Here is a 12,180-nt window from a genome sequence, read left to right on the forward strand (position 1 = left end):
GAAGGTTGTAGAGCGCAACTATTGGAGGCCGTCATGCCGCACCGCTCACACCAGCACCAGCATGGCAGCGGCGCCATCGAGGGGCGCCACAGCGACCACTACGACACGATCGCCCGCCTGTTCGCGAGGCCGTTCTACCGCCGGATGGCCAGGGACATCGCCGCGCTCGCGCCTCGGGACGCCGCGGTCCTCGACGTCGGCACCGGCCCCGGCATCCTTCTCAGGATGCTCGGCCAGGCCCGGCCCGATCTGCGGCTCACCGGCATCGACATCGCCGCCGACATGATCGAGCACGCGAAGCACAACCTCGCCGGGCTCTCGACCCCACCGGACCTGCTCGCCGCCGACGTCGCCGCCCTGCCGTTCGAAGACGGCCGCTTCGACCTCGTCGTCGCCACCTTCAGCTCCCATCACTGGGAGGACCCCGACGCCGGGGCCGCCGAGATCGTCCGCGTCCTGCGCAGCGGCGGCCGCCTGCGGATCTACGACTTCCGCGACGCGCCCTTCGACGCGGTGGCCGGCCGGCCCGGGCTCACGAACCTCCAGCGGGCGCCGTTCCGATCCGTCTGGACCATGTTCATGAAGGCCACCCGCTTCGACGCCACCGCCACCTGACCTCAGCCGGACTTCTCGGTGGTCGCGTGCGAGGTGCCCACCACCGGCTTGGACTCGGGTGAGCCGCGCTGGCGCAGGTACACGCTCAGCACGGCGAGCGAGCCCACGGCCAGGAACTCCGACTGCCAGTTCTCCGCGACGTTCACGGCGAAATCGCTCGAGGCCACGTACTGGAGCAGCGAGAGCCGCCTGCCGCCCTGCGAACGGCATCCGGCGGTGGCCACCTTCCAGCCCTCCTCGAGCTCGACGAGGAACAGCAAGTCGTCTTCGGTGCGGGCCAGGGCGCGATCGCCCCACACCTGGACTTCCCCGACCGCGCCGCTCGCCAGCTCCCGCGAGCCCAGCGACGCCTCGCACGGCTCGCCTTCGGAGGCGAGGATCGCCTCCACGGTCTCCGGTGCGAGCGCGGCGCACGCGGAGCCGCGTCCCCGCGCCCGACCGCCGTGGTGAACTCCTCGGCCACGGCCGAAGCTCCGGACTCCCGCTGGCCGGTCCCGCAGGCCGCGGCTCCGCAGGGCACTACCAGGCCACATGCGGTGGCGAGCGTCTTCCGAAACATCCCTCCATAGTTCCCCCGGCCCGATCACGGCAAACCGGCCGCCGTGGCGACGCCCGGCCTCTTGACCGCAGGCCAATACATTGACAAACTCCGATGTAGTACTTGGGAGCGCTTCCCAAGCGGATCGACGAAAGGCAGCACATGCGACTCGACCGAAGAAGAAAGCCCATCGCGATCATCGGCGCGGCCGCAGCCGCGCTCACCGCCGGCGCCATCACGATCGCCGCGTCCCAAGGCGCGAACGCGGCGGCAGGCTGCGAGGTCGACTACAACGTCGTCAGCAGCTGGAGCTCGGGCTTCCAAGCCAACATCAGCATCACCAGCGACTCACGAATCGACGACTGGACCGTCGAATGGGACTTCACCAGCGCTGTCTCCGGCATCAGCGCCTGGAACGTCACCGACGCCGACCTCAGCGGCTCCCACTTCACCGCCTCCGACGCAGGCTGGAACGCCGCCATCGCGGCCGGCCAGACCCGCGAGGTCTTCGGGTTCACCGCCAGCGGCACCCCCGGCGACATCGAGAACGCCGAGCTCAACGGCGTCCTCTGCGGCGAAGGCGGCGGCGAGCAGACCACCGAACCCGAACCCACCACCGCCGAACCCACCGAGGAGCCCACCGACCCCGCACCCGAGGGCACCCCGGTCGAAGCACACGGGAAACTCCACGTCTGCGGCGCCCGGATGTGCGACGAATCCGACGCCCCCGTCCAACTCAAGGGCGTCTCGAGCATGTGGCTGCACTGGCAGACCCAGCCCTACGCGCAGAACCTGCAGGCGCTCGAATGGATGCGCGACAACTGGAACCTCGAGGTCTTCCGCGTCGCCATGGGCGTCGAGCCCGAAGGCGCCTACCTCTCCGACCCCGCAGGCTGGAAGGCCGAAGTGGAGACTGCGATCAACAACGCGGCCGCCGCGGGCACCTACGTGATCGTCGACTTCCACGCGCACGAAGCGCACCTGCACCAGGCCGAGGCGGTCGCGTTCTTCAGCGACCTGGCCGAACGCTACGGCCACCTGCCGAACGTCATCTGGGAGCCCTACAACGAGCCTCTGCAGGTCTCCTGGAGCGGCACCGTCAAGCCGTACCACCAGGCCGTCGTCGCCGCGATCCGCCAGCACGACCCCGACAACATCGTCGTCCTCGGCACCCCGAGCTGGTCCCAGGACGTCGACGTCGCCGCCGGCGACCCGGTCTCCGGCACGAACCTCATGTACACGCTGCACTTCTACTCGTGCACCCACGCCCAGTGGAACCGCGACAAAGCCGACGCCGCCATCAACGCGGGACTCCCCCTCTTCGTCACCGAATGGGGCGCCAGCCACGCCGACGGCGGGCTCGACGGCCGCGTCTGCCTCGACGAGGCGCAGCGGTGGGTCGACTGGATGGAGACCAACGGGATCTCCTGGACCGCTTGGAAACTCGACGTCGGCAACGACTCGACCAACCTCCTCTCCGCCGGTGCACCCGTCACCGGCGGCTGGGACGACCACCTGCACGGCCACGCCCCGTTCGTGATCGAGAACCTCCAATAGCCCCTACGACGGACGGCCCGGACCCGAAGGTCCGGGCCGTCCGCCTTGCTCGCGGCTCGATGGCGAAGCGGCAAAGTTACCGCTATCATCCTGGGGCGGATCGATGACACCCTCCGGTCCGACACGTCGACCTCGCAAGGACCGCTCCATGAAGCAATTCCCGCTCGACCGCGTCACCCTCCTCGACGGGCCGCTCGCCCGCGCCGCACGCACCGACCTCGAGTACGTCCTCGCGATGGACCCCGACCGGCTGCTCGCCCCGTTCCTGCGCGAAGCCGGGCTCGAACCCCGCGCCGCCGGCTACGGCAACTGGGAGGACACCGGCCTCGACGGCCACATCGGCGGCCACTACCTCTCCGCGCTGGCCCTCCTCGCGGTCGTCACCGGTGAGCCCCAGCCGCGGCGGCGGCTCGACCACATGCTCACCGAACTCGAACGCGCCCAAGACGCTTTGGGCACCGGCTACATCGGCGGCGTGCCCGGCGGCGCGGCCCTCTTCGAGAACCTGCGCGAGGGCGGCGCCCAGGCCGCCCGCGAGCTGGGATGGGCGGGCGGCAACTGGGTGCCCTGGTACAACGTGCACAAGACCTTCGCCGGGCTCATCGACGTCCACCGACTCATCGGCGACGAGCGCGCGCTGGCCATGGTGACCCGCCTCGCCGACTGGTGGCTCGGCATCGCCGCGGGGATGGACGACGAGGCGTTCGAGACCATGCTGGACACCGAGTTCGGCGGCATGAACGAGGCGTACGCCGACCTCGCCGCGCTCACCGGGCGCGAGGACTACGCCGACATGGCGGTCCGCTTCTCCCACAAGGCCGTCCTCGACCCGCTGCTGGAGCGGCGCGACGCCCTCACCGGCCAGCACGCGAACACGCTGATCCCCAAGGCCATCGGCTACGCGGCCACCGCCGCAGTCCGAGGCGACAAGGACCTCGAGGCGGCGGCCCGGTTCTTCTGGCACGAGGTGGTCGAAAAGCGCTCGGTCGCGATCGGCGGCAACAGCGTCCGCGAGCACTTCCACGCCGTGGACGACTTCTCGCCCATGATCGAGGACCGTGAGGGCCCCGAGACCTGCAACACCTACAACATGCTCAAGCTGACGAAGCTCCTCGCCGAGGCCGAGCTGGAACCGGCCCACTTGGACTACGTCGAGCGGGCGATCCTGAACCACCAGTTGCCTTCCCAGCATCCCGAACGCGGCGGGTTCGTCTACTTCACTCCGATGCGGCCGCGCCATTACCGGGTCTACTCGCAGCCGCACCTGGGCATGTGGTGCTGCGTCGGCACCGGCATCGAGGCGCAGGCGAAGTACACCGAATGGGTCTTCGGCGAGCACGAGGGCGCCCTGGCGGTGAACCTGTACGTCCCGGCGCAGCTCGAAACCCCCGAGTTCGGCGGCCGGATTCGTATCGAGACCGCCTTCCCCGCGAGCGAACACGTCCAATTGATCCTCGACCTGGACGGGCCGAGCGAGTTCACGCTGCGCCTGCGAGTCCCCGGCTGGACCGACGCGCTCGCCGATCTCGAGGTCAACGGCGAACCGGTGGAAGCCGAAATCCTCCCGGGAGCGGTCCTCATCGGACGGACCTGGCGGCCGGGTGACACCGTCGCGTTCCGCCTCCCGCTGCGCCTCCGGGCCGAGCGCCTGCCCGACGGCTCGCCGTGGCAGGCCTACTTCGCCGGCCCGATCCTCCTCGCCGCCCGCGACGGCGCGGAACACCTGACCGGGCTCATCGCCGACGACAGTCGCATGGGCCACGTCGCCTGGGGCCCGCTGCGCGGCTTCGCCGACGTGCCCATCGTCGCCGACCGCCCCGCCGACGACGTCCTCACCAGTGAAGGGCCGCTTCGCTACCGGCTCGCCACCGCCGACCCGGACGACACCGTGGAACTGGTCCCGTTCTACGAAGTGCACGACACCCGTTACACCCTCTACTGGCCGGTCGCTTCCGAAGACGAGATCGCGGAGCGCCGCGAGGCACTGATCGCGATCGACCGCGACCTGCCGCTCGACGCGATGACCGTCGACAAGGTCGCGTTCGGCGAGCAGCAGCCCGAAACCGACCACCGCTTCCAGGGCGAGGCCACCGAGGTCACCATGGACGCCAACGGCAGGCGCGCGAGGAAGACCACGGCCGCCATGTCCGTCGTCCTGAACGACGCCGACAACGAAGGCCGCCGGCTCCGCATCGGCTACCGACTCGGCGGCGAGCCCGCCGCAGTCGCGGTGCGCCTGGGCGGCGTGCTCCTGGCGGAGGAGCGCTGGGACGCGGCCGAAGGCGACTTCGACTTCGACTACCACCTGCCCGAAGGGCTCACCTCGCCGCTCGACCTCGAATTCGAAGCACGCGACGGCCGCCCGACCCCCGCGATCACCATCGTCCGCCTCATCCGCTGACCCGAAAGGCCGACGATGACCGCCATCCCCAAACCCCTGTTCCGCGACCCGATCCACGACGGAGCCGCCGACCCCACCGTGATCTGGAACCGCGAGGCGGGGGAGTGGTGGATGTTCTACACCAACCGCCGCGTCACGGCGCCCCCGCTCGACGACGTCTCGTGGGTCTTCGGCACCGACATCGGCATCGCCACCACGGCCGACGGCGGCGCGACCTGGGCCTACCGCGGCATCGCGCAGGGCCTCGAGACCGGTTGGGGCCGAGACACCTTCTGGGCGCCGGAGGTCATCGACGACGGCGAGACCTACCACATGTACGTGAGCTTCATCGAAGGCGTGCACGCGGACTGGGGCGCACCGGCGGAGATCCGGCACTACACGAGCGCCGACCTCGCGCACTGGGACTATCAGTCCACACTCGACCTCGACTCGGAGCACGTCATCGACGCGTGCGTCCTCCCGCTCCCCGAAGGCGGCTGGCGCATGTGGTTCAAGGACGACGACCACGGCACCCACACCTACACCGCCGACAGCCCCGACCTCTACGAGTGGACCACCGGCGGCGCCGCAGTCGAGAACGCGCCGCACGAGGGCCCCAACGTCTTCGCCCTCGGCGGCGCCTACTGGATGCTCACCGACGAATGGTGCGGCCTTCGCGTGCACCGCTCAGACGACCTGCGCACCTGGGAGACCCACGACTGCATCCTCGCCGAATCCGGTGCGGGTGAGGACGACGGCGGCAACGGGCTCCACGCCGACGTGGTCGCCGTCGGCGACGACGCGTTCGTCTTCTACTTCACCCACCCCGGCCGTGTCCCCGGCGAGCCCGGCGACGACCGCTACGAGCACCGCCGCACATCGCTCCAGGTCGCCCGTGCCCATATCGTCGACGGCCGCCTCGTATGCGACCGCGACGAGGCCCTGACCGCGCCGATCCTGCCGCTCACCGGACACGCCGAGGCCTCTGCGTTCCAGCTCGGTCGCGCAGCGGCGATGCATATCCTGTAGCAGTGCCGTTTTCGCCGCGTCGGCTTCCCGCGGGCGCATCGGAGTCGAGCGCACGGGATTCGACTGCGAGGAACCGGATGAGCATCGAGCTGAACCACACGATCGTCTACGCCGAGGACAAGTGGGCCTCCGCGGAGTTCCTGGCCGGTCTGCTGGGACTCGGCACTTCGACGTTCGGACCGTTCGTACAGATCACCACCGCCAACGGCGTCGGTCTCGACTATGCGACCGCCCCGAAAGGCCGCATAACCCCGCAGCACTACGCCTTCCTGGTCTCCGACGAGGAGTTCGACGCGGCCTTCGACAGGATCAAGGCGCAGGGCCTGACCTACTGGGCCGATCCGCACCACCGGCGCGAGGGCGAGATCAACCGCAACGACGGCGGCCGCGGCGTGTACTTCCTCGATCCGAGCGGCCACAATCTGGAGCTGATCACCGTCCCCTACGGCGGATGGCCGACATAGCGGTCAGGCCAGGGTCCACCTCTGGTTCGAACCGCCGTGGCAGGACCAGAGCTGGACCTTGGAGCCGTTGGCGGTCGCGGCTCCGGACACGTCCAGGCACAAGCCGGACTGGCGGTTCACGATCGAGCCGTCCGAACGCAGGTCCCATTGCTGGTTGGCGCCGCCGTGACATGACCAGATGATCGCGGCGGTGCCGTTGGCGGTGCCGCCGCCCGAGGCGTCCAGGCACTTGCGCGAAGCGCCCGAATAGACGCTCAGTTCTCCTGCGGCAGTGTAGGTCCACTGCTGGTTGGTCCCGTTCCAGCAGTCGTAGATCTGCACCTGGGTGCCGTTCGTGGTCGACTGGTCCGGCACGTCCAGGCACCGGCCCGAGCCCGCGCCGCGCAACTGGCCGGCGTCGCCGCCCGAGCCGCCGCCATCATCGAGGCCGAGGAAGGTGACGGCGTTGGCCAGCATGCCGCTCAGGGGCAGCGAGTGGCCGTAGCCCTCGATGCTCATGCCCTCCACCGGGGCCTGGTTCCCGGTGCCGCCGTAGCGGGTCCGGACCCAGCCTCCCGCGAGATTCTCGGTCGAGGCGGGCGTCTGGTTCAGCCCGTGCAGGTAGGTCCACTCCTTGATCTCCTCTCCGAAGTTCGGGTATCTGAGGATGTCGTCGGTGGTGCCGTGCCACAGCTGCATCCGGGGATAGGAGCCGGCATAGCCCGGATACATGGCGTGCACCTGGTCGCCCCATTGCTGCGGTGTCTTGATGAGGTTCCCGCTCGAGCACTGGCTGTTCCACAGTGAACCGTTGTCGGTCGCGAAGCATCCGGCCGCGACCCCCGAGAAGGCGGAGGCGGCGGAGAAGACGTCCGGGTATTCGGCGGCGAGGACGTTCGTCATCATCGCCCCGGAGGAGAACCCGCTGACCACGATGCGGTCCGGATCGACGGCATAGCGCTGTCGGGTCCAGGCCACCATCGACATGATGCCGGTGGAGTCGCCGCCGCCGTCGCGGGTGAGGGCCTGCCGCGTGGAGACGTCGAAGCAATGCCCTTCGCGGGTGGCCTCGGGAACCACGATGATGTACCCGTAGCGGTCGGCCGCCGTCACGTAGTCGTGTCCGACACCGTAGAAGACGCCGTCGGCCGAGCCGCTGCAATAGTGGACGAGCACCAGCAGGGCGGGTTGGGGCGCAACGTTGTCCGGCACGTACACGTACATGTTGAGGCCGGTCGGGTTGGCGCCGAAATCGGTCACCCGGTTCAGCGTGGCCGCCTGTGCCGGGGAGGCGGTGAGGAGCACGGCACTGATGGCGAGAGGGAGCAGCAGCGCCGCCGCCAGAGCGGCGCGGAGCAGTCGTCTCATCGGTCGAACCTCCGTTCAGGAGTGACAACGGTGGGCGGCCGCGGCGAGCGCTGTCCCTGGCAATGTTGTCGTTGATCGCCCACACGTCGAAATTTTCGGTCTGGTCCACGAAAATGACGAATCGTCCACACAGCATAGCCAGGAGGGTCTAGGTATGTAAATAGATCGAGGTAAGGGCCGATGTCCTCACATGGAGCTCCAAACCTTGGCGTGCATCGTCCACCGCCTGCCGCTGCGCAACTGCATCACCTGGCGCAAGAGGAAAGAGCCAGCGGGCTTCGTCAGATCTGGGCGCTCCAGGCGACCACGAACAATCCGGTCGCCGCGCAGGCCACCACGGCGACGAGCCATGCCCACCACGGGTTCCTCCCGCCACCGAATGACGCCGAGAGTCTCCGGTTGAGCGCGCCGATGCCGATGACGACTGCCAGGACCGCGAGCTGGAAGACCGTCGAAGTCGCGAAGTGCACCGCCCAGGCCCCGGCGAGACTCGGTCCGCCCCAAGCGTCGTCGTAGGGTCCGCGATCGAACAGTCCATAGAGCGCCCCGCGCGCGAAGGTGAGGACGACGAAACCCAGCAGGATCCATGCCGCGAGGCCCAGGCCCAGTCCGATCAGCGCGTGCCCCCACACGGAGGCCCGCTTCGGTGGAGGCCCCTCACCGATCCCGAAGACGCGGCGCGGCAATGCGGCATTCGGTGCGAGAACGAGCGCGACGCTCGCCACCGGGAGTGCGGCGGCGTCGGCGACCAGGCGGAGCGCCCGACCGAAGCGGTTCCGTGGAGTGGCGTCCATGGGTCGATCGTAACGACGGCGGGACCGACGCGGGGTTCCACAGGCCGGGACGCCTTCCCCCGTTCGGCTTCGGGTTGATGCCCACTCGGTCACGAGGTGGAGCCAGCGGTCGGCTGGCGTTCCGGCGCTTGTCGTGACGCTGCTCCGCGAAGGCCCGGCGCGGGTCACAGCGAAGTGTGCGCAGTAGGCGCCACCTCTTGACGAGGCGGTCGGCCGTGTCTCACTCGCCGACGTCCGCCAGTGCCGCTTCGAGTTCCTCCAAGTAGGCCCGCTGCGCCGGGGCGGTGTTCATGATCGACTCGACAACGGCCTGCTCCCACTGCGCGCTCGCCGCTGCGGTGTAGCCGACGGCTTCGTCGCATGCGGTGACCGCGGCGGCGGCCTCGAACTCGGCGGCCTTCGCCGTCTCGTACCGTTCACGGTCGGCATCGGTGATGTCCGAATGGGAGTATTCGGTAACGCCGTCCGAGGTCTGCTGGGCGGCCTCGGGCAGGTACTGCTGCTGCCAGTGGTCGTACATGTCGAGGCCGCCGGATTGGGAAAGCGTCCAGTCGCCGTAGCCGGCGTCGGCGAGACAGGTGAGGAACTCGTCGGCTTCAGGTGCAGGGTCGACCGTGAACGGCGCGGAGCTCTCGCCGAGTTCCAGCACTGGTCCCCAGACCCAACGCGACCCGGTGAACACGTCGTCGACTTCGCGCGGTTCGCCGTGCAGCTCGGTGAGCGTCGCGCCCTGGCAGCCTTCAGGGGGACGCTTCACAGTGCCGGCCGGCGCCCATTCGCCGCCTGGCATGCCCGCGGCCTCCCAGTCGTCAGCGTTGAGGATGCTCGCCGTCTTGCTGGTGACGGCCCAGTCCACCCCGCGGTAGGCGATCTCCCATCGCATCTGTTCGACAGCGGGAAGGCCCTCCCAGCCTTCGCCCGCGGCTTCGAGCTCGGGCACGTTGACCGCGGTCATCTCCGTCTCGTCCGCATCGGAGGCAGCGGCGAGTTCCGTTTCCTGCAGGTCGATGCCGTCCTGGTCGCCGTAGGCGTCGGCGAAGTCGAGCCAGTGACCGAGCGCGCGAGTCGCGGCCTCCGCCGTGTCGGGGAGCCCGACCGGGCCCTCGATGCTCGCGAGCGTCGCACTCGGCGAAGGACCCTGCATGTTCCATCCACTGGTCATCGCCTCGACGTTGTGGGCGGTGAAGCCTTCGCCCGCCAAGCATTCGATGACGGCTTCGGTTTCGGCGACTCGCAGTTCCAACTGCGCTGACGCGACGTCCGCCCAGAGTTGGTCGAGCTGCTCGATTTCGTCCAGGGGCGGCGTCGGATCCGCGGCCTCAGGTCGGGTGCCCTCGCCACAAGCGGCGGCGGTCAGCAGGGCAAGGGCAATGAATGGGGCGAATCGGCGCGTGAGCACGGCAGGGGTTCCGTTCGGTTGCCGAACAACGATGATCAGAGATGCCGATGCTACCTGCCCGGCGATGCGCTGTCAGTCCCGCCGTTTCGTCAGATATGCGTTGCGCTGCAAGCCAAGCCGCAGGGACGGCGTCGTCCGCGGCCCGGCGCGGGTTCGCGAACGGACACCGTCCGAGCCCGGGTCCTGACCGTGCTCGGCCCCTTCGCATGCGAACGCGGCCAGTACGAGTCGGCCCTCCGCGCCGCACGGCGGTTCTGGCACCCCGCCTGTTTCAACCCCGGCCGAGCGCCGCGGTGCCGTCCTCGCTTTCGGCGATCGCCACGATCCGGCGCGCCATGCCGGAGAACACCAGGCCGTGGAACGGCATCACCGCGAGCCAGTAGAGCCGGCCCGAGAGCCCGCGCGGGAAGAAGACCGCCCGTTGGCGGTACCGCGTGCGCGCGTTCGTCTCGCACGAGAGATCCAGCCAGGCGAGGCCGGGGAGCCGCATCTCGGCGCGCAGCCGCAGCAGCCGACCCGGCTCGCACACCTCGACCCGCCAGAAATCGATCACGTCGCCGACCCGCAGCCCTGAGCGGCTCCGGCGCCCCCGCTTGAGCCCCACCCCGCCGAACACGCGGTCGCTCCACCCCCGAAGCGCCCACAGCAGCGGTGTCGAATACCAGCCGTTCTCTCCGCCGATACCCTCGATCACCCTCCACAGTGCCTCCGGGCTCGCCGTCGTCTCGACTGCGCGGACATCGGTGTAGACCACCCGCCCGGCCCACTCGGGGTCGCTCGGCAGCGGGTCGCTCGGCGCCTGCGCCACCGTCGCGTCGGCCCAGCTCGTCTCGACCTGGTCGACCTCGATGCTCCCCAGCGCGAGTCGCAACGCGTCGTCATACGAGGTGAGTCCGCCGGGCGGCGGCGGGATGAGCCCGTCGATGCGGTGGTCGTGCATGACGCAGTCGTGCTGCAGGGATTCCACGAGCGGCCGGGCGAGGTTGCGCGGCACCGGCGTCACGAGACCGACCCAGTGCGACGCGAGGCGAGGCGTCAGCACCGGCAGCGCCAAGATACGGCGGCGCGGCAGGCCGGCGAGCCGCGCGTACCGGTTCATCATCTGGTCGTAGCGCAGCACGTCGGGACCGCCGATGTCGAACGCGCCGTTCGCGTCGTCGCCCACTTTCAGCGCGCACAGCAGGTAGTGCAGGACGTCGCGAATCGCGATCGGCTGGATGCGGTTGCGAACCCATCGGGGCGCGGTCATCACCGGCAGCACCTCGGTCAGATGCCGGATCATCTCGAACGAGGCCGACCCCGAACCGATCACCACGCCCGCTTGGAGCACCAGCGTGGGCACCCGCGAGCTACGAAGGATCTCGCCCACCTCACGCCGCGACGCCAGATGCGCGGAGAGCGGCCCCGATCGCGGGGAGAGGCCCCCGAGGTACACCAGCCGCCGCACGCCGGCCGCCTTGGCGGCAACGGCGACGATCCCTGCGATGGCGCGGTCGATACGCCGGAAATCACGGCTGCCGGTCATCGAGTGGACCAGGTGGTACGCGAACGTGACGCCCTCCATCGCGCGCCGCACCGCGTCCGCGTCGGTGGCGTCGCCTATGACCACCTCAACGCCGTCGGACCTCGCGAAATCGCGCGCCCGCTCCGGCCGCCTGGTGAGCAGACGGACCCGGTACCCGGCGTTGAGCAGCCGCGGCAGCAGCCGCCCGCCGATGTACCCGGTGGCACCGAGCAGCAGCACCAGCGGCGCGGTCGTATCCGCGCCGGCGGGCGTCCAGCGATACAGCGGCTCGGCACCGCTCGGCGCCGTGATGTCCGCTCGCGGCTCGTTCACTCCTGTCACGTCGTCGACTCCCAACTCGCAACGCCATCGGGCGCGGCGTCCCGCCCCCGAACGAGCCTCGCACGCGCGCGGGGCGCACGAGCCCCGAACATGCGAACCGCATCCGCTGCCGCCGGCGGACACCGCATTCGGCAGCGGCGGCGTAACCGTCGCATTCGGATCTGTACCAACCGGCCGCCGGGCGCTCTCGGCGACCGGCCGGGCCGTCCGT

Annotated in this window: 10 protein-coding genes; 5 read left to right on the forward strand and 5 right to left on the reverse strand. The window is 69.7% G+C overall.

What is annotated here, in order from left to right; translation table 11 throughout:
* The first annotated feature begins 33 nt into the window (after window positions 1–33).
* Window positions 34–615, forward strand: coding sequence for a class I SAM-dependent methyltransferase (locus JHY01_RS19440; RefSeq protein WP_205327339.1), 582 nt, complete (start codon window positions 34–36; stop codon window positions 613–615).
* Between the two features lie 2 nt (window positions 616–617).
* Here the strand turns inward: JHY01_RS19440 and JHY01_RS19445 are convergent, their stop codons facing one another.
* Complete coding sequence (locus JHY01_RS19445; protein ID WP_205327340.1) at window positions 618–1,004, reverse strand: DUF6766 family protein; 387 nt, start codon at window positions 1,002–1,004, stop codon at window positions 618–620.
* Between the two features lie 311 nt (window positions 1,005–1,315).
* On the opposite strand from JHY01_RS19445, the gene JHY01_RS19450 reads away from it, so the two are divergent.
* The 4 genes from JHY01_RS19450 (at window position 1,316) to JHY01_RS19465 (ending at window position 6,583) form a co-directional block, all read left to right on the forward strand.
* Window positions 1,316–2,710 carry a cellulase family glycosylhydrolase gene (locus tag JHY01_RS19450; protein WP_205327341.1) on the forward strand — a complete coding sequence of 465 codons (1,395 nt, stop codon included), beginning with the start codon at window positions 1,316–1,318 and terminating at the stop codon, window positions 2,708–2,710.
* A 148-nt stretch (window positions 2,711–2,858) separates the two neighbouring features.
* Window positions 2,859–5,111: a beta-L-arabinofuranosidase domain-containing protein gene (locus JHY01_RS19455; protein WP_205327342.1), complete on the forward strand. Its 2,253-nt coding sequence runs from the start codon at window positions 2,859–2,861 to the stop codon at window positions 5,109–5,111.
* A 15-nt stretch (window positions 5,112–5,126) separates the two neighbouring features.
* The gene (locus tag JHY01_RS19460; RefSeq protein ID WP_205327343.1) at window positions 5,127–6,119 is read left to right on the forward strand and encodes a hypothetical protein; all 993 of its coding nucleotides are present in this window, start codon (window positions 5,127–5,129) and stop codon (window positions 6,117–6,119) included.
* A gap of 77 nt (window positions 6,120–6,196) precedes the next feature.
* Window positions 6,197–6,583, forward strand: a complete 387-nt coding sequence (locus JHY01_RS19465; protein WP_205327344.1) for a VOC family protein — start codon at window positions 6,197–6,199, stop codon at window positions 6,581–6,583.
* 3 nt (window positions 6,584–6,586) lie between these two features.
* On the opposite strand, the gene JHY01_RS19470 is transcribed toward JHY01_RS19465, so the two are convergent.
* From JHY01_RS19470 to JHY01_RS19485, 4 genes are all read right to left on the reverse strand, one after another.
* Window positions 6,587–7,930, reverse strand: a complete 1,344-nt coding sequence (locus tag JHY01_RS19470; RefSeq protein WP_205327345.1) for a PHB depolymerase family esterase — start codon at window positions 7,928–7,930, stop codon at window positions 6,587–6,589.
* Between the two features lie 281 nt (window positions 7,931–8,211).
* The gene (locus JHY01_RS19475) at window positions 8,212–8,724 is read right to left on the reverse strand and encodes a hypothetical protein (RefSeq protein ID WP_205327346.1); all 513 of its coding nucleotides are present in this window, start codon (window positions 8,722–8,724) and stop codon (window positions 8,212–8,214) included.
* Window positions 8,725–8,944: 220 nt separating this feature from the next.
* Window positions 8,945–10,123, reverse strand: a complete 1,179-nt coding sequence (locus JHY01_RS19480) for a hypothetical protein (protein WP_205327347.1) — start codon at window positions 10,121–10,123, stop codon at window positions 8,945–8,947.
* A gap of 271 nt (window positions 10,124–10,394) precedes the next feature.
* Window positions 10,395–11,969 (reverse strand): SDR family oxidoreductase, encoded by a 1,575-nt coding sequence (locus tag JHY01_RS19485; protein ID WP_205327348.1) that lies wholly within the window; start codon window positions 11,967–11,969, stop codon window positions 10,395–10,397.
* Window positions 11,970–12,180: the final 211 nt, after the last annotated feature.

The organism is Glycomyces sp. YM15, from assembly GCF_016918015.1.
In the GTDB taxonomy this organism is placed as follows: Bacteria; Actinomycetota; Actinomycetes; order Mycobacteriales; family Micromonosporaceae; genus Glycomyces.

Bases quoted from the DNA above. Each gene is read 5' to 3' on its own strand.
- JHY01_RS19440 (WP_205327339.1), top strand. From the start codon at position 34: ATGCCGCACCGCTCACACCAGCACCAGCATGGCAGCGGCGCCATCGAG.
- JHY01_RS19450 (WP_205327341.1), top strand. From the start codon at position 1,316: ATGCGACTCGACCGAAGAAGAAAGCCCATCGCGATCATCGGCGCGGCC.
- JHY01_RS19455 (WP_205327342.1), top strand. From the start codon at position 2,859: ATGAAGCAATTCCCGCTCGACCGCGTCACCCTCCTCGACGGGCCGCTC.
- JHY01_RS19460 (WP_205327343.1), top strand. From the start codon at position 5,127: ATGACCGCCATCCCCAAACCCCTGTTCCGCGACCCGATCCACGACGGA.
- JHY01_RS19465 (WP_205327344.1), top strand. From the start codon at position 6,197: ATGAGCATCGAGCTGAACCACACGATCGTCTACGCCGAGGACAAGTGG.
- JHY01_RS19470 (WP_205327345.1), bottom strand. From the start codon at position 7,930: ATGAGACGACTGCTCCGCGCCGCTCTGGCGGCGGCGCTGCTGCTCCCT.
- JHY01_RS19475 (WP_205327346.1), bottom strand. From the start codon at position 8,724: ATGGACGCCACTCCACGGAACCGCTTCGGTCGGGCGCTCCGCCTGGTC.